The sequence below is a fragment of the Streptomyces sp. NPDC003379 genome (assembly GCF_053589195.1).
Map to the genome: position 1 here is coordinate 98,844 of NZ_JBSFRK010000019.1, position 23,887 is coordinate 122,730.

Below are 23,887 nucleotides of genomic sequence, written 5' to 3' on the forward strand. Positions count from 1 at the left end.
CGAAGTGCCAGGACACGGCGTGGTGGTTACCGGGATGGGTGTGGTCTGCCCGCTCGGCTCAACGGTCGACGAGGTGTGGCAGGGGCTCGTCGCCGGACGCTCCGGGATCACTCCACTGACACGCTTCGACCCCGGCCGGTTCCACAGCCGCCATGCCGGCCAGATCGACGACTCCGTCATCACGTTCGCCCCAGGCCCGCTCCGGTTCGAGATGAAACGCATGAGTGCCTTCGTGCGCTACGCGCTGTTCGCCGCCGATCGAGCGGTTGAAGACAGTCGTTTCTCCGTGGCCGCGGAGCACGAGGCAGGTGGGGGACCGGCGCGCCGCCGGTACCCGCCGGGGGGCGGCGTGTACCTCGGCGTGGCCATGGGGGGACTGCCCAGCATCGAGGCGGGCGTGCTGAGACAGGAGCAACAGGGAGTACGGAGGACCAGTCCGTTTCTGATCCCCTCACTCATTCCCAACATGGCGGCGAGCACGATCGCGCTGCGCCACGGCATCGAGGAGGAGCAGGTCACGATCGCCGGTGCCTGCGCCAGCGGCAGCCAGGCGATCGGTCAGGCGATGCGCGCGATCCGGTCCGGTGACCGCACCTGGGCGATCGCCGGCGGAGCCGAGGCGGTCATCACTCCGATCACCTACTCCGGCTTCCAGGCGATGAAGGCGCTCAGTCGGCACGACGATCCGGCGACCACCCCCCGCCCGTTCGACCGCTCGCGGGACGGGATCGTCGTCGGCGAAGCGGCCGCCGTCTTCGTACTGGAGGACCGTGCCCACGCCGAAGCGCGCGGCGCGGTGATCCATGGCGAACTGACCGGCTTCGACTCCAACAGCGGTGGTGACGACCTCACGGGCATCTCGACCCGCCACGTCACCCGGTGCATGAGCGGCGCGGTCGCCGACGCCGCGGTGGAACCGGACGCGATCGACTGCGTGTTCGCCCAGGCATCCGGCATGGTCCAGGGCGATGCCGCCGAGCTGGAGGCGTTGCGTGCGCTCACCGCGGACAGCGATCAGAAGCCGGTTGTCACGTCGATCAAGGGACATATGGGGTACACGTTCGCCGCGAACGGTCCGCTGAATCTCGCCGGTGCCCTCATGGCACTGCGCCACCAGGCCGTCCCTCCCACGCTGAACCTGAAGGAGACCGACCCGGAGTTCGTCAAGGTCGACATCGCCCGTGAAGTCCGGGGGATGAGGATACGTCGCTGTCTGATCAACGCATTCGGGTTCGGCGGGATCAACGCCAGCCTCGTCGTGTCCCTGGCATGACCCTGCCGCTGTCCATAGAGGAGTACTGAGTACTGTGTCGACGCACTTCGAGAAGCTCACCCGTTGCTGCATGAGCTGCAAGATCTCCCGATTTCTGAGCAAGACCATCGAGATCGAGGAGGCCGGGGTCGCACGGGTGGCGATTCCGTTCCACGGCGACCTCACCCAGAACGCGGACTTCCTGCACGCCGCCATGATGTTCGAGGTCGGGGACACGGCCGGGTTCGTGGCGGCCAACTCGATGGAGGAGACCTTCAGCGTCCTGACGGTCGACTACCACATCAACCTGATCCGGCCGGTCCAGAAGGAGGGCATCTACGCCGTCGGCAAGGTGGTGACCGCGGGAAAGACGATCTACGTCGCGCGCAGTGACATCTACAGCGACAGCGGCAAACTGGTAGCGGCCGGGCAGGGCACGTACACGGTGTCGAAGATCCCGCTCACCGACCTGGAGGGGTACGAGTGATTGACGTATCCGACCACGACGGCATCGCCATCCTGACACTGAACCACGGGCCGGTGAACGCACTGGACCGGGAACTGCTCACGCAGATCGCCGATACCTTGGCGGCTGTCGGCGATGCCCGCGCGGTCGTGCTGACCGGCAGCGGGCGCTCCTTCTCGGCGGGGGTGGACCTCAAACGGGTGATCGACGGCGGCCTGGACTACGCCGACACCTTCCTCCCCGCTCTGCACCGCGCGACGCTCGTCCTGTTCGAGCATCCCCGGCCGGTGGTCGGGGCCGTCAACGGGCACGCCCTGGCCGGTGGATGCGTGCTCGCCGCCGCCTGCGACATGCGGCTGATGTCCGGCGGCTCCATCGGGCTCACCGAACTCGCCGCCGGGGTGCCCTTCCCCACGGTGTGCCTGGAGGTCGTACGCCATGCCATCGGTCCGGCACTCGACGCGATGGTGCTGGGCGCCGGCCGCCTGACGCCCCAACAGGCCCTCTCGATCGGCCTGGTGCACGAACTCGTCGAGCCGGACCACCTGCTCACCGCCGCACTGCTGCGAGCGGAAGAGCTGAGCCGCGCCCCGTCGGACGTCTACGCCCTCTCCAAACGCCAACTCCACCGGCCGACCCACCAGCGCATCGGCGCGGCCCGGGAGTTGGACGACGGCGAGGTGCTGAAGATCTGGAGCTCCGAGCGCACCGGCCGCACCCTGCGCGCGTACCTGGCATCCCTGCGCCGGGGTTGACAGCGGGTGGACGACACCGGGCCGGACATCCGGCCCGGGGCCCACCCTCACTCGTGCGCGATGGCCGCCAGCACATTCATACGGGACGCCCGCAGCGCGGGCAGCAGCGCCGCGGCGAGGCCCACGACCACCGAGCCGATCACCACCGCGACGATCGTCGGCCAGGGGAACGCGAGTTCCTTCATGCCCTGGAGCGCCAGCACCTGCTGCACGGCGACGCCCCAGACCAGACCGAGCGCTAGGCCGAGCAGCGCCCCGAACACCGCGATCACCACCGACTCCAGGCGGATCATCCGGCGCAGCTGACGCCGCCCGAGCCCGATGGCGCGCAGCAGCCCGATCTCCCGGGTGCGCTCCACGACGGACAGGGCGAGGGTGTTGACCACGCCGAGGACGGCGATGACGATCGCGAGGCCGAGCAGTGCGTAGACGAGGTAGAGCATCACTGCTATCTGCTGCCGGATCAGCTCCTTGTAGTCCGCCTGGTCGCGCACCTGCACCTGCGGGTACGGATCGAGGGTCTTGTCCAGGCGCTCGCGCAGGGTGTCCGCGTCCGTGCCCGCGGCGGCGTTGACGTACACCGCCGAGTCCTGCCCGTCCGGCACGTACTTCTCGACCGTGCCGAGCCCCAGGAAGAGCCCGCCCTCGATGCCGAACCCCTCGGGCGAGTCCTCATCGGTGAGCGCCCCCACCGTCAGCTTCGCCTCGCGCCCGCCGGGGAACGTCGCCTTCAGCACGTCACCGACACGCACCTCGTGTTCCCGCGCGAACTCCTTGTCCATGCCGATGTGCCCGGACGCGAGCGCGGCACGCGAACTCCCCTGCGCGTACGTGACGTTGGCGACGTCGTCGAGCCGCGGGTCGTAGCCCGCCGCGGTCGACTCGACGCTTCTGCCGTCGGGGAGCGCCAGTTCGATGGGGCTGAAGCGCTGGCGCACGACGAGCCCCGCGCCGTCGGTCTCCCGGACCTTCCCGGTGATCTCCCCCGAGAAGGGCATGAAGTTGCTGTTCTGCACGACGAAGTCCGCGCCGAGCGTGTCGTCGATCTGCCGGTCGAACGACTTGGTCATCGACGCGCTCGCCACCGAGAGCCCGCCGACCAGCGCGAGCCCCACCATCAGGGCGGCCGCCGTGGCCCCCGTGCGGCGCGGATTGCGCAGCGCGTTGCGCTGGCTCATCCGGCCGACCGGGCCGAAGACCGCGGGGAACGCGCCGCCGAGCACCCGGATCACCGGGCGCACCAGGAGGGGCCCCGCGATGACGGTCGCGACGAGGGTCAGCACGATGCCGAGCCCGAGATACGAGGCCGCCGACGACGTCTTGTCGGCCAGCGCACAGCCCACGAGAGCCGCGGCCCCGGCCACCGCGACGACGGAACCCGCCACCGCCCGCACCTTGAGCGGCCGCCCCACCCCCGCGATCTCGGCGTCCGCGAGCGCCGCCATCGGCGAGACCTGCGCGGCCCGGCGCGCCGGGAGATACGCCGCGAGGAAGGTGACACCGACCCCGACGACGTACGAGGCCACAGGCGTCGCCCACTTGACGACCATCTCCGTGGACTTCAGGTTCATCCCGAGCAGCCCCATCAGCTCGATGAGGCCGAGGGCCAGACCTATCCCGACGGCGAGGCCCAGCGTGGAGCCGACCAGGCCGAGCAGCAGCGCCTCGATGAGCACGGAGCGGCGCACCTGCCTGCGGTCCGCGCCGAGCGCGCGCAGCAGGCCCAGTTCGCGGGTGCGCTGCGCGATCAGCATCGAGAAGGTGTTGACGATCAGGAAGACGCCCACGAGTACGGCGACACCGGCGAAGCCGAGCATCACGTACTTGATGACGTCCAGGAATCCGCCGAGCGAGGACGCGGCGGACTCGGCCTGTTCGTCGGCGGTCTCCAGGTCGTAGCCCGCGCCGACCTCGGCGGCGATGCGGCGCTTAAGGGTGTCGTCGTCGACGCCCTCGGCGGCGGTCACCGAGACGCTCGTCGCCGCGTCCGTCGAGCCGAGGAGCCTGCGCTGGGCGGTCGGGGTGTCCAGGAAGACGAGGGCGGCGCCGGGGTTCGTGGTGGTGAAGGTGGCGATGCCGACGATCTCGACCTTGAACGAGCCGGGGCGGGCGAGGATCGTGAGGGTGTCGCCGAGCTCCACGCCCTTCTTGTCGGCCGTGTCCGCGTCCAGCATCGCCTGGCCCGCGCCGCGCGGTGCGTGGCCCGAGGTGAGCTCCACGGGGCTGCGGTCGGTGGGGTACCAGTTGGTGGCGATGGTCGGCGCGCCGGTCGTCGGGCCCACCGACTCGTTGTCGCGGTCGACGACGGTGATGTTCTGGACGGACGCGTCGAGGTGGGCGTCCGCGACGCCCTCGACCTTCGCCACCTTCGCCTTCAGGCTCGCGGGCACGGTCGGCGTCCGCCCGGAGGGCACCGACTCGTCGAGGTCCTCCTTCGGCGCGACCGTCACATCGGCCGATGTGGAGGCGAACAGGCGGTCGAAGGTGCGGGTCACCGTGTCCGAGAAGATGAGGCTGCCCGCGACGAACGCGACCGAGAGGATGACCGCGAGGGCGGAGAGCACGAGCCGGCCCTTGTGCGCGAGGAAGCTCCTGAGCGTTGCCTTCAGCACCGTTACCCCTTGGCTCAGCTCTGCTCGGACGCGCCGTCGGTGGGCGCGTGATCGCCCGGCCTGCTGTGGAGGCCCAGCGCGTCGAACCGCTTCATGCGTTCGAGCACCGCCTCCGCCGTCGGGCGCTCCATGTCGTCCACGATCCGCCCGTCGCCGAGGAAGAGGACCAGGTCGGAGTGGGCGGCGGCGCCGGGGTCGTGGGTCACCATGACGACGGTCTGGCCGAGCTGGTCGACCGCGTCCCGCAGAAAGCCGAGGACCTCCAGACCGGCCCGCGAGTCGAGGTTGCCCGTCGGCTCGTCGGCGAAGATCAGCTCCGGCTTCGACGCCAGCGCCCGCGCACAGGCCACCCGCTGCTGCTGCCCTCCGGACAGCTGGGCGGGGCGGTGCTTCAGCCGGTCCCGCAGCCCCAGCGTGTCGATCACATGCTCCACCCACGCCTCATCGGGCCGCTGCCCCGCGATGTCCATCGGGAGCGTCATGTTCTCCAGCGCGTTGAGCGTGGGGATGAGGTTGAACGACTGGAACATGAACCCGATGCGGTCGCGCCGCAGCCGCGTCAACTCCCGCTCCTTGAGGCCGGTTATCTCCGTGTCACCGAGCCACACCTGGCCCGCCGAGACGTTGTCGAGCCCGGCCAGGCAGTGCATCAGCGTGGACTTCCCCGAACCGGAGGGACCCATGACGGCGGTGAAACGCTCGCGCGCGATGTCGACGTCGACCGAGTCGAGGGCGAGCACGGTCGTCTCGCCCGAGCCGTACGCCTTGGTCAGACCGCGGGCGCGCGCGGCGGTCCCGGCGGCCTCCGAGCGGCCGGTGAACGGTGCCGAAGCAGGTGTGGACAAGGCCCCTCCTGGGTTGTGACCGTTCCAACTCCCGTAGTCCGGCGAAGAGTAGTGGGGCGGACCGGGCCCGCGGTATCCCTCCGGGGTCGGTACCCGTAGACGCATGTAAGGGACATGGTCCTGACGGCCTTGTCGTGCTAGCACCCCGGCGCTAGCTTGAAGGCATGGCGAAGACCCAGCTGAACGTGCGGGTGGACGAGGACACCGCCCGGGCCGCGCGGGAGCGCGCCCTGGCCCGAGGCATGAGCGTGAACCGCTACATCGAGGAACTCGTGAAACAGGACGCCGGTGAGGTCGGGCATACGTTCGTCGAAGCGGCGGCCGACTTCATGAAGCAGTACGAGACCGTCTTCGCCGAGGAGTTCGGCGCGGAGCGCGAAGGTGCCCGCCCCGTCCGGGAGACCCTGCACTCCGCGCGTGCCCCGCACGATGCCGCGCGGCCGCTCGGTGAAGGTCGTCGTTGAGCCGTTGGACCTCAGAATAGATCTTGCCTGGCTCCTGATGATCGCCGAACACAAGACGCCCGGAGACCCCCAGGTCACCGACTGGGGAGCGCTCGTCGCCGCCCTCAGCCGGCACGAGGCGGAGATATTCGGCATGCCCGTGTACGAGACGCCGCACGACAGGGCCGCGGCGCTCCTGCAACTGCTCCTCCATATCCCCGCCCTGGAACGTTCGAACGCGCTCTTCGCCTCCTCCGTCGCGTACGCCTATCTTGTCTCCAGCGGCCTGAAGGTCGTCACCTCCCCCGAGCAGGTGCGCGACCTGGCCCGTCTGGTGAAGGAGGACGGCGCGAGCGTGCACGCGATCGCGGAGCGGCTGAGGCAGTGGAGTCTGTGAACCCGTGGGACCGCCGGGCTCCCGCCGCATCCATCCCGGGCGTCAGGAGGCGTCCGGGCGGCGGGCCGTGCCGAGCACGCAGTACGAGGTGGGCAGGCGCGGCCCCCTCGCGGGCACCAGGAAGTGGCGGTACGCGCCCAGTTCGAAGCCCGCGTCGCGCAGCGCGCCCAGCGTGTCCCGCGAGACGTGGCAGCCGCCGAAGAGCGGGGGCCACACCGTGCGGTCCAGGGCGCGCTGGGTGGCCGCCATCAGGGTGCCCGGGGCCCGGCCGTGCTCGAAGAAGCGCAGTTCGCCGCCGGGCCGCAGGACGCGGCGCAGCTCGCCAAGCGCCCGCTGCACGTCGCGCACGCTGCACAGCACGAGCGAGACGACGACCGCGTCGAACGCCTCGCTCTTGACCGGCAGCGCCTCGGCGGCGCCCGGCACGACGTCGACGGGGACGTCGGCGCGCAGGGCCGCGGCGACCGCCAGCCGCCGCAGCACACGCTCCGGTTCGATCGCCACGACCTCGGAGACCGCGCCCGGGTAGTACGCGAAGTTCAGCCCGTTGCCCGCTCCGACCTCGATCACCCGGCCGGAGAGCCCGGCGAGCAGTTCCCTGCGGTGAACGGAGATCACGGGCTCGGCGGCCACGCTCTGGCGTGCGTAGAAGCGGGCGAAGACGGGGTGGTGCACGGCGTCCCGGGACGCGGGTTTGGCGGAGCGCGGTGACATGGGCCCTCCTCGGCGGGGCGAGCGGATACCGCAATGGTGCCCCGGTGCGGGGCATTCCCCTCCTGCCCACGACGAGGAGTCCCGCGAGTCCCGCGCGGGGGCGAGAGGCGAGTCCCGTACCGGACCATGGGCATGACGGGCGAACCCCACGGGACCGCCCCCACCACGCTGGCAAGCCGCCAGCACGCGCCGCCGCCGCTCGGCCACCCGCGACGCCCAGCGCGCCGCCGCCGACACCGCCAGCGCTTCAGCGCCGCGGCGCCAGGACGTCTGCGGCGCCAGGGCCGCGGCGCCTCAGCGGGCCATCGGCCCCGGTGGCCTGGCGGCTCCGGTGGCCTGGCGGCCCCGGCGGCCTCGGCGCCTCGATGCCCCGGCGGCCTCAGCGCCTCAGCGCCCCGGCGGTCTCAGCATTCCGGCGCCCCGGTATCCGCACCTCACTGGCCTCGGTGCCTCGGTGCCTCGGTGCCTCGGTGCCCCGCTGGCCCCGGCGGCCCGATGCTTCGGTGGCCCTGGTGCCCCCGTATGACCTCGGCCCTCGGCCCAGCGCCTCGCCGTCCCCGTCGCCTCAGCCCCCCGCCACCCCCGCCGCCTCCCTCCGCGTAAAGGAATCCACATCCCACGTGCCCCCCAGCGCCGGACCCAGCCAGTTGCCCGCTGCCGTGCGGAAGGAGGGGCCGGTCAGGGAGCCGGCGCCCTCTGGGATCGCGCCCAGGAGTGGTGCTTCCGCTGCCGAGGGGAGGTCCGCCAGGTTGCAGCGGGAGGCCAGGTCGGGGTGCGTTGGCCAGCTGCCGATGGTGATGCCCAGTTGACGTACGCCTCGCGCGCGTAGGGCCTCCGCCGTCAGGGTTGTCGTGTTCAGCGTGCCGAGGCCCGCCGTCGCGACGACCAGGACCGGCGCGCCGAGGAGCCTCGCCGCGTCGGCGAGCGTGCCGCCCTCGTCGTCGAGGCGGACGAGCAGGCCGCCCGCCCCCTCGATCAGGACCAGGTCGTGCTCGGTGGCCAGCTTCTCCGCGGCGTCGGCCACGTCGTGCGGGCGTACCGGCGCCATCCCGGCCCGCCGCGCAGAGGTGTTCGGCGCCAACGGCTCGGGAAACCGGGCGAGTTCCAGCGTGGTGACGCCGGCGCCCGCCAGCCGCGTCACCTCCTGCGCGTCGCCCGGCTCCCCGGGCGCGACCCCCGTCTGCGCGGGCTTGAGCACGGCCACGCTCCGCCCCGCCGCCACCGCGACAGCGGCCACCGCGGCCGTCGTCACCGTCTTGCCGATCTCCGTGCCCGTCCCGGACACCACGATCACCGTCATGTCAGCCCTCCCTCGCCGCCGCGCACACCGCGCGCGCGATCTGTGCCACGTCGTCGTCGCCCGTGATGAACGGCGGCATCGTGTAGATCAGGTCGCGGAACGGCCGTACCCACACGCCCTCGCGCACCGCCGCCCGCGTCGCCGCCGCCATGTCCACCGGGTGGTCGAGCTGGACGACGCCGATCGCCCCGAGGACGCGGACCTCCCGTACGGAAGGAAGCGCGTCCGCCTCCGCAAGGCCCTCACGCAGACCCGACTCGACGCGCTTGACCTCCGTCTGCCAGTCCTGCGCGAGGAGCAGGTCGATGGAGGCGCCGGCCACCGCGGTGGCCAGCGGATTGCCCATGAACGTCGGCCCGTGCGCGAGGACCGGCACCTCGCCCTGCGAGATGCCGTCCGCGACCCGCGGCGTGCACAGCGTCGCCGCCAAGGTCAGATAGCCGCCGGTCAACGACTTGCCCACGCACATCACATCGGGGGTGACGCCCGCGTGGTCCGCCGCGAACAGCGCGCCCGTGCGGCCGAAGCCCGTCGCGATCTCGTCGAACACCAGGAGCACGTCGTGCGCGTCGCACGCCTCACGCAGCACCCGCAGATAGTCGGGGGAGTGGAACCGCATCCCGCCCGCGCCCTGCACCACCGGCTCCACGATGACGGCGGCCAGTTCACCCGCGTGCCGCTCGATCATTTCGCGCAGGTGATCCGCGTACGTCTCCTCGTAGGCGGTCGGCGGCGCGTCCGCGAACACCTGCTGCGGCAGGACCCCCTGCCACAGCTCGTGCATGCCCCCCTCGGGGTCGCAGACGGCCATCGGCTGCCACGTGTCGCCGTGGTAGCCACCGCGCCACGTCAGCATCCGCCGCTTCTCAGGACGGCCGAGCGAACGCCAGTATTGGAGGCACATCTTCACCGCGACCTCGACCGAGACCGAACCCGAGTCGGTGAGGAAGACGTGTTCGAGGCCCTCGGGGGAGATGTCGACAAGGCGCTTCGCCAGGGTTACGGCGGGCTCGTGCGTGAGGCCGCCGAACATGACATGGCTCATCCGGTCGAGCTGGCCGCGCACCGCTTCGTTCAGCACCGGGTGGTTGTAGCCGTGGATCGCGGACCACCACGAGGACATGCCGTCGATCAACTCGCCCGAACCGCCCGCGAGCCGCAGCCGCACCCCGCTCGCCGACTCGACGACCAGCGGTTCGTCACGTCCCGGCATGGGGCCGTAGGGGTGCCAGACATGGCGACGGTCCAGTTCGAGGAGGTCGCCCGGGGAGAGGTCAGGCATTGGGCGCCAGGTCCGTTCCCGCGCCCCGGCGACGTACCGCCACCAGGTCCGTCCGCGCCTCGTTGGACTCCACCGAGGGCTCGCCCGTCCCGCAGGGCCCGCAGCCGCCCCCCTCGTGCGAGCCGCAGCCCGCCGCGACGGCGTCCGCGTCCACCCGGTGCTCCGGCAGCGTCACCTGGTCCGCGCCCTCGACCTCGAAACCGGCGTCCGCGATCATGTCCAGGTCCGCCTTGCCCGCCTGGCCCTCGCTGGTCAGATAGTCGCCCAGGAAGATCGAGTTGGCGAGGTTCAGGGCGAGCGGCTGCATCGAGCGCAGATGGACCTCGCGGCCGCCCGCGATGCGCACCTCGGCGTCCGGGCAGACGAAGCGGACCATCGCGAGGATGCGCAGGCAGCGCTGCGGCGTGAGGTTCCACTCCTTGGCCAGCGGGGTGCCTTCCATGGGGATCAGGAAGTTCACCGGCACCGAGTCCGGGTCGAGCTCGCGCAGCGAGAAGACCACGTCGACGAGGTCCTCGTCGCTCTCGCCCATGCCCGCGATCAGCCCCGAGCAGGCGGAGAGCCCCGCCGCGTGCGCCTTGCGCACGGTGTCCACACGGTCGGCGTAGGTGTGGGTCTTGGTGATGCCCGCGTACGTCGCCTCGGACGTGTTGAGGTTGTGGTTGTACGCGTCGGCGCCCGCACCCCGCAGCCGCTCCGCCTGGCCGTCCGAGAGCAGGCCGAGGCAGGCGCACACCTCGACGCCCTCGTTCTGGTCCTTGACGGCCGCGATGGTCTGCGCCACCCGGTCCACGTCACGGTCGGTGGGCCCGCGGCCACTGGCGACCAGGCACACTCGCTTGGCGCCGCCCGCGACACCGGCCGCCGCGGCCTGCGAGGCCTCGTCGGGCTTGAGCCAGGTGTACTTGAGGATCTCGGCCTTCGACCCGAGCCGCTGCGAGCAGTACGAGCAGTCCTCGGGGCACAGGCCCGACTTGAGGTTGACCAGATAGTTGAGTTTCACCCGTCGCCCGAACCACTGCCGCCGTACCTTCCCGGCGGCGGCCACTACGTCCAGGAGATCGTCGTCGGAGGTGGCCAGTACGGCCAGCGCCTCTTCGCGGGTCGGCAGTTCGCGCCGAAGCCCCTTGTCCACCAGCGTGTTCAGCAGATCCATGGCGCTGATCCTTACGCACGGCAGGCTCCCCGGCCAAGGAGGATTCGTACAACAGAACCGGTTTGAGGTGTGGGTATTGCCACATCCTGGTCCGGTGGCAGGGCGGATAGGGTCTGTGCAATGTCTACAAACAGGCACCCCGCGACGGGCGCGTCCACCTCGCCCGGCACCACGCCCTCGCCGCGCTTGCCGCGCGCGGCGAACACGCCGTTCGACTGGATCGACGAGCAGGCCGGGCTGCGCGCCGCCGCCGGGCTCGTCCGCACCCTGCGGCCGCGCGCCGCCGACGCGGACGGCCTCCTGGACCTGGCGAGCAACGACTATCTGGGCCTGACCCGGCACCCCGAGATCACCGAGGGCGCCGCCGAGGCGGCCCGGCGGTGGGGCGGCGGAGCCACCGGCTCCCGGCTCGTCACGGGATCCACTCGACTCCACGCCGAGCTGGAGCGCGAACTCGCCGAGTTCTGCGGCTTCGAGGCGGCGCTCGTGCTCTCCTCCGGCTACGCGGCGAACCTCGCGGCGGTCACCGCCCTCGCCCCGCACGGCTCCCTGATCGTCTCCGACGCGGGCAACCACGCCTCCCTCATCGACGGCTGCCGGCTCGCGCGCGCCGCGACCCAGGTGGTGCCGCACGCCGACCCGGAGGCGGTACGCAAGACACTGGACGCCCACGACGGCCCCGCCGTCATGGTCTCCGACTCGGTGTTCTCGGTGGACGGCGACGCCGCGCCGCTGGCCGAACTGGCGGACGTGTGCCGGGCGTTCGGTACGGGGCTGATCATTGACGACGCCCATGGCCTGGGCATCCTCGGCGACGGCGGCCGGGGCGCACCGCACGCCGCTGGCCTGGCGGGATCCGCCGACACGGTGGTCACCCTCACCCTCTCGAAGTCCTTCGGCAGCCAGGGCGGCGCCGTCCTCGGCCCCGCCAAGGTCATCGACCACCTGGTGAACACCGCGCGGACGTTCATCTTCGACACGGGCCTCGCCCCGGCGGCGGCCGGCGCCGCGCTCGCGGCCCTGCGACTGCTGCGCCGCGAGCCCGAACGCGCCGCACGGGCCCGCCATGTCGCCGCGGAGCTGCATCGGCGGCTCACGGCCGAAGGTCTGTCGGCGGTACGTCCCGACGCCGCCGTCGTCTCCGTGCGCGCACCGTCACCGGAGTCGGCCGTGCGCTGGGCCGCCGACTGCCGGGCCGCGGGCCTTGCGGTCGGCTGCTTCCGCCCGCCGTCGGTGCCGGACGGCATCTCACGGCTGCGGCTGACCGCCCGCGCGGACCTCACCGACGCACAGATCGCCGATGCCGTACGAGTGATCAGCCGCACCGCTCCCCGATGAGGTGTCCGGCCCCGAGCGGGGCCGGACCACGGTCACCGGAGGCTGTCGACGAACCTCTCCCAGGGGCCGGGGGAGAAGAGCAGGGCGGGCCCCGCGGTGTTCTTCGAGTCGCGCACGGCCAGCAGGCCGGCCGGTGCGCCGGAGTCGAGCGTGGCTGTCTCGACGCAGTTGTTCATTCCGTTGCTGCGGCTGCTGCGCTGCCACCGCGCACCCTGCAGTGTGATGCTGGAAGGTACGTACCGAGGCATTGCGGTCATGGTGCCTCCTTACGCGCCGTCGCTTAGCCCGGCGATGAATTCCTCTGAGTCCTCGGGTGAGAGCGCTTGTTCCTGAAGGGAGTCGAAGGCCTCCGCATACGCCTGGAGGTCTTCTTTCCGTTCGAGATAGAGGCTACTCGTCAAGTGGTCTAGAACAACCACATCCAGATCAGCAGTGTTCGGAAATGAGAAAATAACGAAAGGCCCGATGAGGCCCACATGCTCTCCGGAGGTGTACGGCAGCACCTGAAGTCGCACCTGGGGCAACAACGCCACCTCCCGTAACCGCGCGAGCTGTCCCGCGAAGACGCGTGGTCCGCCCACCGAACGGCGCAAAACCGCCTCGTCCAGGACCACGCTCAGGCGCAGCGGCGGCTGCGCGCGCAACACGTGCTGCCGGGCCAGGCGCACCTCCACCAACGCGTCGACCTGCTCCTCGGGGAGCCCGCCGAGCGCCGCCCGGGTCACCGCGCGCGCGTACTGCGGGGTCTGCAACAGCCCAGGGACCACGGAGGTCTCCAGCGTGCGCATCCAACTCGCCTGCGCCTCCAGACTGATGAAGTCACGGTAGGCGACGGGCAGCAGGTCACGGTAGGCCTTCCACCAGTGATGACGCCCCGCCGACGCGGTGTCGTCGGTACCGGCCAACGCCACGAGCAGCTCACCGAGATGCGGGTCCTTCACGTCGTAGGCCTCCAGCAGGAGGCGCACGTCCGTGGCCTTCACACCGCTGCGGCCCGTCTCGATCCGGCTCACCTTCGACTGGTGCCAGCCGACCTTGGCGGCGGCCTGGCTGCTGGTGAGTCCCGCGACGCCGCGCAGCGCGCGCAGTTCGGCGCCGAGTCTGCGGCGGCGCACCGCGGGGCCGTTCTGCATGTCCGTCTCCTTCCGGACCGAGCCGTCGGGTCACCCGGCGGCAGAGCGGGGGACAGAGGCGACAGTAGAGGAAGCACAGACCTCGCACCCAAATACGTTCGGTCGTAGCAGAGTTCACCGCTTCGAGCGACAGATATATGCACATCTCGGTGGATCGCCACCCGTGACCGGCAAAGGAGTGGGAGGCTGGCGCGAAGGACCAGTCCGGGGCGTCCTCGAATTCAACCGCTCCGAGTCGGAGACCGACCCCGGTGGGAAAGGGACAGCGTCGCCATGGCAGACCACCAGGAAGCATCCGTCACTCTGCCGAGCGATCCCGCCTCGGTCTCCGCCGCCCGCAGGTACGTGGCGAACGTACTCGCGGAATGGGGACTGCCGGGCGAGGCCGAGATGGGGGAGACGATCAGACTCATCGTCTCCGAGCTCGCCACGAACGCCGTGCAGCATACCCGCGGTCAGTCACCCACCTTCACCGTGGACGTCGAGCTGGACCGGGACGAGCAGCTGCGGATCGGCGTCACCGACAGCCATCCGCGCTATCCGAAGCGGCTGCCGGCGGCCGTCCAGCAGGACAACGGCCGCGGCATGGTCATCATCCGCTGTCTGACCGCCGAGTGCGGCGGCAGGCTCTCGGTCAGCCCCACCGAAGAGGGCGGCAAGACCGTGTGGATCGCCCTGCCCTGGACGGTCCCCGTCCGGCACCGGCCCCGCGACGCCGCGCACTGACCCGCGGGACGCCGCTGGCCCCGGGCCGCTGCCTGGCCCCCGGGGCCCCCGGGCCCCGGGCTCAGCCGGTGTTCGCCGAGCGCCCGAACGCCCCGCGCAGCAGCGCCCGGAAGGAGTCCGCCGCGGCGTTCGACTCGTCGGCGCGGTGCACGACGGAGATGGTCCGCCGCAGCTCACCCGGGTCGAGAAGCCGCATCCCGACCGGCGTCGCGGCGGTCCGCGCCACCATCTCCGGCACCACGGCGACACCGAGCCCGGCGCTCACCAGGGCGCAGACCAAGGCGTAGCCCGGCGTCGCGACCACCACGGCGGGCGTCGCCCCGGCCCGCGCCAGCGCCCGCTCCACGGCCCGCCGCGGCGGATGGTCGGGCGCCATGCTGATCAGTGGCTGTCCGGCCAGCGCGGCCGGCGCCAGCCGTGAGGTGCCGCTCGTGAGGGCGTGCCCCGGCTGGGTCACCAGGACCAACTCCTCCACCAGGACCGGCTCGGCCGACACGGCGGCGGGCAGCGGCACCGGGTCGGCGGGCTCGTAGGTGTGGGTGAGGGCCAGATCGACCTCGCCCGCCGCCACGGCCGCGACGCCGGACGGCGGTTCGTGGTCCGTCACGGTCAACTCCACCTCGGGATGAGCCCTGCGGAAGGCAGTCAGAACGGGCGGCAGCAGGTGAATGCCCGCGGTCTGGAAGGTGCCCACGCGCAGCCGGCCGCCGGAGAGCCCGGCGAGCCGCGCCAGTTCGTGCCGGGCCCGCTCCATCTCGTCGAGCACCCGGCGGGCGTGCCCCGCGAGCAGCTCGCCCGCGCCGGTCAGCCGGGCGCCGCGGTGATGGCGTACGAGAAGGGCGGCGCCCGCCTCCCGCTCCAGCTTGGCCAGTTGCTGGGAGAGGGCGGGCACGGTGTAGCCGAGGCGCTCGGCGGCCCGGGTGATCGAACCGGCCTCGGAGACCGCGACGAGCGCGGCTAGCCGCGTCGGGTCGTACATGGCAACCACCCTCCTGCGGCGCACGCCCGGAGCAGAGCCGAGGGTAAACGTCTGCTTAAGGCAGACCCAGGATATTGCACATACCCGCTGAAGGCCCATGCCCGGCAGGCTGGGCGGCATGGACGCACAACTGGTCGCCTTCACCGGGGTCGCCGCGGGCATGGTCGCCATGCCGGGCGCCGACTTCACCGTCGTCGTACGCAACGCCCTCGCCTCCCGGCGGGCCGGAGTCGCCTGCGCGCTCGGTGTCGCCGCCGGGCTCCTGGTGCACACGGCGCTGGCGGTCGCGGGGGTCGCGGCGGTGCTCGCGGCCGTCCCCACGCTCTTCGAGGTGCTGCAACTCGCCGGCGGCGTCTACGTGCTGTACCTCGCCTGGCGCGCGCTGCGGTCGGCGGCGCGCGCACGCGCCACGGAGGACGACGAGCCGGTGGTACGGGGCGGCGGCCTGCGCGAGGGGTTCCTCACCAACGCCCTGAACCCGAAGGCGTCCATCACGTTCCTCAGCGTGCTGCCGCAGTTCGTGCCCGACGGCAGCCCCGCGATGCCGAGGACCCTGCTGCTCGCGGCCATCGTCGTGACGCTGGCCCTGCTGTGGTTCCCGGTCGTGGCGCTCCTGGTGGACCGGCTCGGCAAGTGGCTGCGCGGACTGCGCGCCGCCCGCGCCGTCGAGGCCGTCACCGGCACCGCTCTCGGCGCGCTGGGCCTGGTGCTTCTCCTCGAACCGCTCCGCGCGTGAAGACCACGGTCTTCTGAGGCGAGGGCGTGGGAGGCTTGGCCGTCTCGGCCGGGGGCGTCTCGTCGTCCCGCAGCCCCGCACGCCGCACCAGACGCGGCAGTACGCCCCACAGCCCGGCGCACACCACGAACGTCCCGACGCCCGCGGCCACGCCCTCGGCACGCCCGGCCGTCACATCCACGACGAGCAGCACGGCCCCGGAGAGGGCGAGCACCAGTACGCACAGACCGATGGCGGCGAGGCGGGAGGAGACCCGCACGATCAGCGGCTTGGCGCGCTGTTGGAACAGTGATCTGTGCAGCGCGGCCGGCGCCGTGAACAGAGCGGCCGCGGCCACCGCGAGCAGCAGCGTCGTCACATAGGTCGCGCGCTGCATGGCGTCGAGCGAGGGGAACCGCGCCGTGAACGCGAGGCTCAGCAGAAAGGCGAAGAGGATCTGGACGCCGGTCTGGGTGACCCTCAACTCCTGGAGAAGCTCCGCGAAGTTGCGGTCGGCGCGCTCCAGCGGCGTCTCATTGCGTGCGGTGCAGGAATAGTTGTCCGACATTCGGTACGGGTATCCGCGCCGGCGCGGACCAAGCACCCCGGGGGTGCTCGGTCCGCGTCCGGCCGGACACCGCGGGCGGGTCAGCGGACCCGGCCGTACCAGACGCTGTTGGTCCAGATCTTCTCCAGGCGCACTACGGTCCCCCTCTTGGGCGCGTGCCAGATACGGCCCTTACCCGCGTAAATACCGACGTGGTAGACGTTGCGGCCCGAGTGGAAGAACACGAGGTCGCCGCGGGTCCGCTGGGACTTGGTGATGTGCCGCGTCTTGTTGTACTGCGCGGCGGCGGTGCGGGGCAGCTTCTTGCCCGTGCGCTTGAACGAGTACAGCGTCAGGCCCGAGCAGTCGAACCGGTTGGGTCCCACCGCTCCATAGCTGTACGGCGAGCCCTTCTTGGACGCCGCGATCTTGAGCGCCTTCGTTCCGTGGGTCGCTGCCTCGGCCTCCGACGTGAGCCCGGGGGCCACGAGGGTGCCGCCTACGACGGCGAGCGTGAGAGCCGATGCGGCCCCCGTTCTGCTGAGGAGCGACGGAACGTGATTCAGCGCGGTCATGCGTAACCCTTCGTCAGCCGCCTGTGAAAGATGACCTGTCGGGTTCGGGCAGGCGAAGATGCCCGGCCGCGTCGTGCTCTGCGGCTTCACCCCAAGGGCGTCGTCCGGACTTCCCGGACGGGCCCGTCTTGCTCGGGTCCTCCACTCCTGCCGATGCACCGATGTCGACCGGTCATCCGGGTGGCGGCAGGACTCGGCGTCCGCCCGGATCGCCCCGCCGCTGTGGCGGGGGCTTGTCGTCGGAAGGGATCTTGACCCGAAAAGGGTTCGAAAACCGAGCCGAAACCGTCTTTTGTGAGGCTCCTCACGACTGACCCGTTCGGGTGGACACTGCCGAAATGGGCTCGCGGCCCCTGGGTCCGACGACGGCTCCACCAGCATTGGAATGTGTCATTCCGCCCGCTCTGTGCGCGCTCTGTGCAACTTGCGGCCGCGCGCGAATGGACGCGCATATACCCCAACTGGGGTAGCCCATCTGGTCCACTGCGAGGCGGTCCCGGACGGCGCGAGGAGCGGAACGCCACATTCAGTGGCCCGGCGGGGGCGGTACGCCGACCCGTCGGGCCCGCCGCTCGCCGTCGAGTACGCGCAGCGCCTGGGCGAGCGTGGCGGCGTGCACCTCGCTCTCGCCCCGCTGGTGCATGAGCGTCAGCGCGTCCCGCAGGGCCGTCGCCCGGCCGACGAGCGCCTGGGCGGCGCGCAGCCCGCCGTACGTGTGTTCGGCGCGGGCGGGGTTGATCCGGCCGAGCAGATCGACGACTTCGAGGTAACGGTCGATCAGCTCGGCCTCGGCTCGGGTCAGTGCGGGCAGCGGCGGCAGGTCGGGCGGCAGCATCGGCGGCTCACCGCGCTTCGCGCTCGGCGAGCGAGGTCTTGCGGCTCGGGACGATCCGGTCCACGAGCCCGTACTCCAGCGCGGCCGCGGCGTCGAGGATCTTGTCCCGCTCGATGTCCGCGGAGACGCGCTCCGAGCTCTGTCCCGTGTGCCGTGCGAGGAGTTCTTCGAGGAGCCGCCGGGTGCGCAGCATCTCGTCGGCCTGGATCGCCACATCGCCGGCCTGGCCCTGGAACGGCTCGGAGGCCGAGGGCTGACGGACCAGCACCCGTGCCCCGGGCAGCGCCTGCCGCTTGCCGGGCGTGCCCGCCGCCAGCAGAACGGCGGCGGCCGAGACGGCCTGCCCCAGGCACGTCGTCTCCACATCGCAGCTGACGAACCGCATCGTGTCGTAGATGGCGGTCATCGCGCTGAACGAGCCGCCGGGGCAGTTGATGTACAGCGAGATGTCACGGTCCGGCGCCAGGTACTCCAGGTACGTGAACTGCGCCATCACGTCGTTCGCCGAGGTGTCGTCGATGGGGGTGCCGAGGAAGACGATGCGCTCTTCGAGAAGTCGCGAGTACGGATCGAGGGTCCGCGTCCCCGAGCTGGTGCGCTCGGTGAACTCGGGCAGAACGTAACGGGCGGACGGACGGTTCATGGCGCGGCTCTCTCCTTGGGCGGTTTGGCGGAGCGGTCCGGCTGTCCATCAAGAATGTACAGGACGTACGTAACCTTGAGGCGGGAAATCTGCTCAGGGCCTACGCGGCGGCAGCGGCGCGGCCCATAGAAATCACTTCAAGCCCACTCCAAGCCCCCTCCAAGCCCCCTCCAAGCCCGCTCCGAGATCGCTCACGCCCGCAGCCCAGGAACGGCGGCGTCTAAGCTGGAGGACATGGCCTACGAGATTCCGGTGACGCAAGCCCGGGCAGAGCTCGCCGAGCTGATCAACCGCGTCGTCTACGGCGGCGAGCGGGTCGTCGTCACGCGACACGGCAAGCCGCTCGTGGCGCTGGTCTCCGCCGCCGACCTGGAGCGCCTCGAAGAACTCGCCGAGGCACCCGAGGAGCGGACGGTCAGTACGGTCACCTCAATCGGCTCCGCCCCGCCCGCCGGCACGGCTCAGGAGCACCGCCGCTTCGGCATCGCGGCCGAGCACCGGGGGCCTAACGTTACGTAGCCCGGAGCGGTTCCAGTGCCACCTAGCCCCCGGGGGCGGGGTCCGGGGCCACCTAGCCCCGGGGCGGGGCTGAAGGCCACGCAACCCGGAGCGGGGCCGAACGTCACCACGTAGCCCCCGGGCAGGCCCAACGCCACGTAGCTCCGGGCGGGCCCAACGCCACGTAGCTCCGGGCGGGCCCGGTGTCACCTAGCCCCGGGGCGGGTCCAGCGCCACCACGTAGCCCCCGGGCAGGCCCAAACGCCACGTAGCCCGGGGCAGGCGGCGCCGCCTGGCCCCAGGCGACCCCGCGCCGGCTCAGCCCACCGGCGCGGCCTCACGCCGGACCGAGGGCTTTCCCGTGGCGGGCGCGCGTCGTCCGCGGAGCGTGAGCAGCAGGACGGTCGTGAGGCCGAGTAGGGCCCACGCACCGAGGGTCAGCGCGGGCGCCGCGGCCTGCGCGCCGTCGAAGAAGGACACCGAGCGCAGCAGGGAACCCCCGGCGCCCGGCGGCAGCAACTGCCCGAGGAATCCGACCGGTTCCGGCAGCATCCGCGGCGCCGAGGTCACGCCGGAGAAGGGGTTGCCGAGCAGCACCATCAGCAGGGCGCCGACCCCGATGCCGGCCGGGCCGACCAGCGCGCCGAGTCCGGCGACGGTGGCGCTCACCGCGAGCGTGGAGAGCCCCAACACCCCCGCTTCCGCCCACCAGTTGCCCGTGATGATGCCCAGCCAGCTGTGCGCGAGGGCGGCCGCGACGGCGCCGACGAGTACGGCGGCGACGGCCAGCGCGGTCACCGCGTGGATGCCGCGTAGTCCGCGCAGCGTGACGAGCGCGCCCGCGGCGACCCCGGCGATCGCCAGTGGCAGCACACTCGATCCAAGGGCCGAGCCCCGAGGGTCGGCCGTGGGGGCGGGGACCACATCGACGGTCGGCACCGCCGAGCCCTTCGGGGCCTGATCCCGCACCGCCTTCTCCAGGAGCTGCGCGACGACAGGGCTCGCGGCCGTCGCGGTCAGCAGCTTGGGTCCTTGTCGCGTGGCGACGATCGCGCCGTATGCGGAACGCTCCTCGATGGCGGACCGGGCGGCGGCCTCATCGGCGTAGCGATGGATCTCGAACGCGCCCTCGTGCCATGAGAGTTGCTGGGTGATCGGCCCCGCCGCGGCGGCCGGTCCCGCGACGCCGAGCGGCAGGTCGCGCGGCGCGGTACGGGCGGCGGGCCAGGCGAAGGCCCAGAGTGCGAGAGCCACGAGCGCGGGAACCAGGACGGCGACCAAGGCGATACGAGGTGCGGGTGCGGGTGCGGGTGCGGGTGTGGGTGTGGGCGCGGTGACGGGTGGCGTGGACATGGGTTCCTCCCGCGTTGTTACGTCGAATTAAAGAGAAGGATCGTTCGTTTTATCGAACGAGGTCACTGTCCTGCCGGGCGGTTCGCTTGTCAAGAAGGAATGTTCGTTCTACGTTGAGACCATGGCCCGCGTATCCCAGGAACACCTCGACGCCCGCCGTCGGCAGATCCTCGACGGCGCCGCGCTCTGCTTCGCGCGCAACGGCTTTCACGCCACGTCGATGCAGGACGTACTGAAAGAGGTGGGCCTCTCGGCGGGGGCCGTCTACCGCTACTTCACCGGCAAGGAAGAGCTGATCGCCGCGATCGTCTCCGAGGTGCTCGCGGACATCAGAGGCATCTTCGACGCCGCCGCCAGGCAGAGCCCGCCGCCCCCGCCGGACGTCCTCCTTGGCCAGGTCATCGCCGAGGTCCTCGACCTGAGGCCCGGCATGCGGGACGGCGACACCTCGTACTTCCCGCGGCTGATGGTCCAGGTCTGGACGGAGACCCTCCGCGACGAGCGGCTGTCGGCCGTCATGGCCGGCGTCTACGCCGAGGTGCGGGCGGGCTGGGTGAGCGTCGTCGAGGCCTATCAGGAGGCGGGGATGATGCGCGCGGACGTGCCGGCCGACCATGTCGCGCGGACCATGATCGCCGTGGTGCAGGGGTTCGCCGCGCAGTACGCGCTCTTCGACGACGTGCGCGTCGAGGCGCTGCAGGACGGTCTGCGGGCCCTGACGAGTATGGGGCAGCCCAGCTGATGGTCATGGGCCGGTCAACGACTGGTTAACCTCGTTGAAACTCCCCCCAACTACCCTCCCATCCCACGCCACCAGGGGTTTTCGTAACCAGGGTGCGCAAGATCGCGCGCATTCGCTGTGTGTTACATCTATACCCGTCGCGGTGGCCGCGGCAGCCGGACCCGCACGGTTCGGACCAGGGACTGTGAGGTGGGACGCGTGCAACTGACCCCGCACGAGCAGGAGAGACTGCTCATCCATGTGGCCGCGGATGTGGCCGAGAAGCGAAGGGCGCGGGGGCTGCTGCTCAACCACCCCGAGTCGATCGCCCTCATCACCTCCCACATCCTCGAAGGCGCCCGGGACGGCCGCACGGTCGCCGAGCTGATGTCGTCGGGGCGCAAGGTCCTGACCCGGGACGACGTCATGGAGGGCATCCCCGAGATGATCCACGACGTCCAGGTCGAGGCCACCTTCCCGGACGGCACGAAGCTCGTCACCGTCCACGACCCGATCGTCTGACGGGAGTCACGCGCCTCATGCATGCCGCGACGTACGGCACAAGTCAGGGCCTCGTTCCCGGAGAGATCCTCTTCGCGGACGACCCCGTCCCCTTCAACGAGGGCCGCGAGGTCACCCGCCTCACCGTCCTCAACGCCGCCGACCGCCCCGTCCAGGTCGGCTCCCACTACCACTTCGCCGAGGCCAACCCGGGTCTGGACTTCGACCGCGGCGCCGCACACGGGAAGCGGCTCAACATCGCCGCTGGAACCGCCGTGCGCTTCGAGCCCGGGATACCCGTCGACGTCGAACTCGTCCCGCTGGCCGGCAAGCGCATCGTGCCCGGCCTGCGCGGTGAGACCGGAGGTGCCCTCGATGCCTGAGCTGTCCCGTGCCGCGTACACCGATCTGTTCGGCCCCACCACCGGCGACCGGATCCGGCTCGCCGACACCGATCTGCTGATCGAGATCGAGGAGGACCGCGCGGGCGGACCCGGACGCTCCGGCGACGAGTCGGTGTTCGGCGGCGGCAAGGTCATCCGCGAGTCGATGGGCCAGTCCCGCACCACCCGCGCCGAGGGCGCCCCCGACACCGTCATCACCGGCGCGGTGATCATCGACCACTGGGGGATCGTCAAGGCCGACATCGGCATCCGCGACGGCCGCGTCACCGGCATCGGAAAGTCCGGCAACCCCGACACCATGGACGGTGTCCACCCCGACCTCGTCATCGGCCCGGAGACCGAAGTCCTCGCGGGCAACGGCAAGATCCTCACCGCGGGCGGCATCGACACCCACATCCACTTCATCTCGCCGACCATCGTCGACGAGGCGCTCGCCTCCGGCGTCACCACGCTCTTCGGCGGCGGCACGGGCCCCGCCGAGGGCAGCAAGGCGACCACGATCACCCCGGGCGCCTGGCATCTGGCACGGATGTTCGCGGCCATGGAGTCGAGCCCCGTCAACATCGGCTTCCTCGGCAAGGGCAACACCGTCTCCGCCGAGTCGATGCACGCCCAGCTCCGCGCCGGCGCCGTCAGCTTCAAGATCCACGAGGACTGGGGCGCGACGCCCGCCGTCATCGACGCCTGCCTGAACGTCTGCGAGGAGACCGGCGCCCAACTCGCCGTCCACACCGACACATTGAACGAGGCCGGCTTCGTCCAGGCCACCTTCGACGCGGTCGCGGGCCGCACCCTGCACGCCTTCCACGTCGAGGGCGCGGGCGGCGGACACGCCCCCGACATGATCACCGCGGTGTCGCTGCCGAACATGCTGCCGAGCTCCACCAACCCGACCCGGCCGCACACCGTCAACACCGTCGAGGAACACCTCGACATGCTGATGGTCTGCCACCACCTCAACCCGGCCGTCCCTGAGGACCTGGCCTTCGCCGAGTCCCGCATCCGGCCCACCACCATCGGGGCGGAGGACATCCTCCACGACCTCGGCGCCATCTCGATCATGTCCTCGGACTCCCAGGCGATGGGGCGCGTCGGCGAGGTGATCATGCGTACGTGGCAGACCGCGCACGTGATGAAGCGGCGCCGCGGCTTCCTGCCGGGGGACACCCGCGCCGACAACCGACGCGCGCGTCGCTATGTCGCCAAGTACACGATCAACCCGGCCGTCGCGCAGGGCATCGACCACGAGCTCGGCTCGGTCGAGGCCGGCAAGCTCGCCGACCTGGTGCTGTGGGACCCGGCGTTCTTCGGCGTCAAGCCGCAGGTCGTCCTCAAGGGCGGACAGATCGCGTACGCGCAGATGGGCGACGCCAACGCCTCCATCCCCACCCCGCAGCCGGTCCTGCCGCGCCGCATGTACGGAGCGCACGGCAAGGCCCCGGCCCTTAACTCGGTCAACTTCGTGACCCGGTCAGCATTGGACGACGGGCTTCCGGAACGCCTCGGCCTGGACAAGCAGTTCCTGCCCATCCACTCCACCCGCGGCCGCTCCAAGGCGGACATGCGGGAGAACGACGCGCTGCCCCGGGTCGAGGTCGCCCCCGACAGCTTCGCCGTCACCATCGACGGCGAACTGGTCGAGCCGTCACCGGCCGCCGAACTGCCGCTCGCCCAGCGGTACTTCCTCTTCTGACGGC

The 23,887-nt window shown here is 71.3% G+C and carries 27 protein-coding genes and 1 riboswitch; of the genes, 13 read left to right on the top strand and 14 right to left on the bottom strand.

Annotation, left to right across the window (positions count from 1 at the left end; genetic code table 11):
- Window positions 1-19 precede the first annotated feature (19 nt).
- Genes ACWDVB_RS20565 through ACWDVB_RS20575 form a run of 3 tightly spaced genes read left to right on the top strand, consistent with a single transcriptional unit; the run spans window position 20 to window position 2,473 of the window.
- Entirely contained in the window at window positions 20-1,273 is a 1,254-nt protein-coding gene (locus ACWDVB_RS20565; protein ID WP_451514750.1) for a beta-ketoacyl-[acyl-carrier-protein] synthase family protein, read from the top strand.
- A 34-nt stretch (window positions 1,274-1,307) separates the two neighbouring features.
- Complete coding sequence (locus tag ACWDVB_RS20570; RefSeq protein ID WP_451514749.1) at window positions 1,308-1,739, top strand: PaaI family thioesterase; 432 nt, start codon at window positions 1,308-1,310, stop codon at window positions 1,737-1,739.
- The gene (locus ACWDVB_RS20575; RefSeq protein ID WP_451514748.1) at window positions 1,736-2,473 is read left to right on the top strand and encodes an enoyl-CoA hydratase/isomerase family protein; all 738 of its coding nucleotides are present in this window, start codon (window positions 1,736-1,738) and stop codon (window positions 2,471-2,473) included. The genes ACWDVB_RS20570 and ACWDVB_RS20575 overlap by 4 nt, the downstream gene beginning before the upstream one ends.
- A gap of 47 nt (window positions 2,474-2,520) precedes the next feature.
- Here the strand turns inward: ACWDVB_RS20575 and ACWDVB_RS20580 are convergent, their stop codons facing one another.
- The gene (locus tag ACWDVB_RS20580) at window positions 2,521-5,085 is read right to left on the bottom strand and encodes an ABC transporter permease (RefSeq protein ID WP_451514747.1); all 2,565 of its coding nucleotides are present in this window, start codon (window positions 5,083-5,085) and stop codon (window positions 2,521-2,523) included.
- A 14-nt stretch (window positions 5,086-5,099) separates the two neighbouring features.
- A complete protein-coding gene (locus ACWDVB_RS20585) occupies window positions 5,100-5,930 on the bottom strand; it encodes an ABC transporter ATP-binding protein (RefSeq protein ID WP_451514746.1) in 831 nt (276 codons plus the stop codon).
- 164 nt (window positions 5,931-6,094) lie between these two features.
- On the opposite strand from ACWDVB_RS20585, the gene ACWDVB_RS20590 reads away from it, so the two are divergent.
- Window positions 6,095-6,394: an antitoxin gene (locus ACWDVB_RS20590; RefSeq protein ID WP_451514745.1), complete on the top strand. Its 300-nt coding sequence runs from the start codon at window positions 6,095-6,097 to the stop codon at window positions 6,392-6,394.
- Between the two features lie 4 nt (window positions 6,395-6,398).
- A complete protein-coding gene (locus ACWDVB_RS20595) occupies window positions 6,399-6,770 on the top strand; it encodes a fic family toxin-antitoxin system, toxin component (RefSeq protein ID WP_451514837.1) in 372 nt (123 codons plus the stop codon).
- Between the two features lie 42 nt (window positions 6,771-6,812).
- Here ACWDVB_RS20595 and ACWDVB_RS20600 read toward each other — a convergent pair whose 3' ends face one another.
- The 4 genes from ACWDVB_RS20600 to bioB form a co-directional block, all read right to left on the bottom strand.
- Window positions 6,813-7,484, bottom strand: coding sequence for a class I SAM-dependent methyltransferase (locus ACWDVB_RS20600; RefSeq protein ID WP_451514744.1), 672 nt, complete (start codon window positions 7,482-7,484; stop codon window positions 6,813-6,815).
- Between the two features lie 565 nt (window positions 7,485-8,049).
- On the bottom strand, window positions 8,050-8,784 hold the full coding sequence (bioD, locus tag ACWDVB_RS20605; RefSeq protein ID WP_451514743.1) for a dethiobiotin synthase: 735 nt from the start codon (window positions 8,782-8,784) through the stop codon (window positions 8,050-8,052).
- Between the two features lies 1 nt (window position 8,785).
- Complete coding sequence (locus tag ACWDVB_RS20610) at window positions 8,786-10,066, bottom strand: adenosylmethionine--8-amino-7-oxononanoate transaminase (RefSeq protein ID WP_451514742.1); 1,281 nt, start codon at window positions 10,064-10,066, stop codon at window positions 8,786-8,788.
- Window positions 10,059-11,222, bottom strand: a complete 1,164-nt coding sequence (bioB, locus tag ACWDVB_RS20615) for a biotin synthase BioB (protein WP_451514741.1) — start codon at window positions 11,220-11,222, stop codon at window positions 10,059-10,061. Before bioB ends, ACWDVB_RS20610 begins: the two co-directional genes overlap by 8 nt.
- 120 nt (window positions 11,223-11,342) lie before the next feature.
- Here bioB and ACWDVB_RS20620 point away from each other — a divergent pair, with 120 nt between their 5' ends.
- The gene (locus ACWDVB_RS20620; RefSeq protein ID WP_451514740.1) at window positions 11,343-12,560 is read left to right on the top strand and encodes an 8-amino-7-oxononanoate synthase; all 1,218 of its coding nucleotides are present in this window, start codon (window positions 11,343-11,345) and stop codon (window positions 12,558-12,560) included.
- 32 nt (window positions 12,561-12,592) lie between these two features.
- Here the strand turns inward: ACWDVB_RS20620 and ACWDVB_RS20625 are convergent, their stop codons facing one another.
- Complete coding sequence (locus tag ACWDVB_RS20625; RefSeq protein ID WP_451514739.1) at window positions 12,593-12,817, bottom strand: DUF397 domain-containing protein; 225 nt, start codon at window positions 12,815-12,817, stop codon at window positions 12,593-12,595.
- A gap of 9 nt (window positions 12,818-12,826) precedes the next feature.
- Window positions 12,827-13,693, bottom strand: coding sequence for a helix-turn-helix domain-containing protein (locus tag ACWDVB_RS20630; protein ID WP_451514738.1), 867 nt, complete (start codon window positions 13,691-13,693; stop codon window positions 12,827-12,829).
- Between the two features lie 273 nt (window positions 13,694-13,966).
- Between ACWDVB_RS20630 and ACWDVB_RS20635 the strand changes: the two genes are divergently transcribed.
- Window positions 13,967-14,419: an ATP-binding protein gene (locus ACWDVB_RS20635; RefSeq protein ID WP_451514737.1), complete on the top strand. Its 453-nt coding sequence runs from the start codon at window positions 13,967-13,969 to the stop codon at window positions 14,417-14,419.
- A 61-nt stretch (window positions 14,420-14,480) separates the two neighbouring features.
- Here the strand turns inward: ACWDVB_RS20635 and ACWDVB_RS20640 are convergent, their stop codons facing one another.
- Entirely contained in the window at window positions 14,481-15,398 is a 918-nt protein-coding gene (locus ACWDVB_RS20640) for a LysR family transcriptional regulator (RefSeq protein ID WP_451514736.1), read from the bottom strand.
- Window positions 15,399-15,516: 118 nt separating this feature from the next.
- On the opposite strand from ACWDVB_RS20640, the gene ACWDVB_RS20645 reads away from it, so the two are divergent.
- Window positions 15,517-16,134, top strand: coding sequence for a LysE family translocator (locus ACWDVB_RS20645; protein WP_451514735.1), 618 nt, complete (start codon window positions 15,517-15,519; stop codon window positions 16,132-16,134).
- Here ACWDVB_RS20645 and ACWDVB_RS20650 read toward each other — a convergent pair.
- From ACWDVB_RS20650 to ACWDVB_RS20665, 4 genes are all read right to left on the bottom strand, one after another.
- Entirely contained in the window at window positions 16,073-16,681 is a 609-nt protein-coding gene (locus ACWDVB_RS20650; protein WP_451514734.1) for a DUF6328 family protein, read from the bottom strand. The two genes, ACWDVB_RS20645 and ACWDVB_RS20650, sit on opposite strands and share 62 nt — an antisense overlap.
- Before the next feature lie 80 nt (window positions 16,682-16,761).
- Window positions 16,762-17,235 carry a C40 family peptidase gene (locus ACWDVB_RS20655; protein WP_451514733.1) on the bottom strand — a complete coding sequence of 158 codons (474 nt, stop codon included), beginning with the start codon at window positions 17,233-17,235 and terminating at the stop codon, window positions 16,762-16,764.
- A 3-nt stretch (window positions 17,236-17,238) separates the two neighbouring features.
- Window positions 17,239-17,406, bottom strand: a riboswitch (cyclic di-AMP (ydaO/yuaA leader).
- A 355-nt stretch (window positions 17,407-17,761) separates the two neighbouring features.
- On the bottom strand, window positions 17,762-18,070 hold the full coding sequence (locus ACWDVB_RS20660; RefSeq protein WP_451514732.1) for a hypothetical protein: 309 nt from the start codon (window positions 18,068-18,070) through the stop codon (window positions 17,762-17,764).
- A gap of 7 nt (window positions 18,071-18,077) precedes the next feature.
- Complete coding sequence (locus tag ACWDVB_RS20665) at window positions 18,078-18,713, bottom strand: ATP-dependent Clp protease proteolytic subunit (RefSeq protein WP_451514731.1); 636 nt, start codon at window positions 18,711-18,713, stop codon at window positions 18,078-18,080.
- A gap of 234 nt (window positions 18,714-18,947) precedes the next feature.
- Between ACWDVB_RS20665 and ACWDVB_RS20670 the strand changes: the two genes are divergently transcribed.
- Window positions 18,948-19,232 carry a type II toxin-antitoxin system Phd/YefM family antitoxin gene (locus tag ACWDVB_RS20670; RefSeq protein ID WP_451514730.1) on the top strand — a complete coding sequence of 95 codons (285 nt, stop codon included), beginning with the start codon at window positions 18,948-18,950 and terminating at the stop codon, window positions 19,230-19,232.
- A gap of 297 nt (window positions 19,233-19,529) precedes the next feature.
- Here the strand turns inward: ACWDVB_RS20670 and ACWDVB_RS20675 are convergent, their stop codons facing one another.
- Window positions 19,530-20,564, bottom strand: coding sequence for an ABC transporter permease (locus ACWDVB_RS20675; RefSeq protein ID WP_451514729.1), 1,035 nt, complete (start codon window positions 20,562-20,564; stop codon window positions 19,530-19,532).
- A gap of 121 nt (window positions 20,565-20,685) precedes the next feature.
- On the opposite strand from ACWDVB_RS20675, the gene ACWDVB_RS20680 reads away from it, so the two are divergent.
- The 4 genes from ACWDVB_RS20680 to ACWDVB_RS20695 all read left to right on the top strand — a co-directional run bounded on the left by ACWDVB_RS20680 (window position 20,686) and on the right by ACWDVB_RS20695 (window position 23,883).
- Window positions 20,686-21,306, top strand: coding sequence for a TetR/AcrR family transcriptional regulator (locus tag ACWDVB_RS20680; protein WP_451514728.1), 621 nt, complete (start codon window positions 20,686-20,688; stop codon window positions 21,304-21,306).
- A gap of 198 nt (window positions 21,307-21,504) precedes the next feature.
- On the top strand, window positions 21,505-21,807 hold the full coding sequence (locus ACWDVB_RS20685) for an urease subunit gamma (RefSeq protein WP_451514727.1): 303 nt from the start codon (window positions 21,505-21,507) through the stop codon (window positions 21,805-21,807).
- A 17-nt stretch (window positions 21,808-21,824) separates the two neighbouring features.
- Window positions 21,825-22,169, top strand: a complete 345-nt coding sequence (locus ACWDVB_RS20690; protein ID WP_451514726.1) for an urease subunit beta — start codon at window positions 21,825-21,827, stop codon at window positions 22,167-22,169.
- A complete protein-coding gene (locus ACWDVB_RS20695) occupies window positions 22,162-23,883 on the top strand; it encodes an urease subunit alpha (protein ID WP_451514725.1) in 1,722 nt (573 codons plus the stop codon). Before ACWDVB_RS20690 ends, ACWDVB_RS20695 begins: the two co-directional genes overlap by 8 nt.
- The last annotated feature ends 4 nt before the right edge of the window (window positions 23,884-23,887 follow it).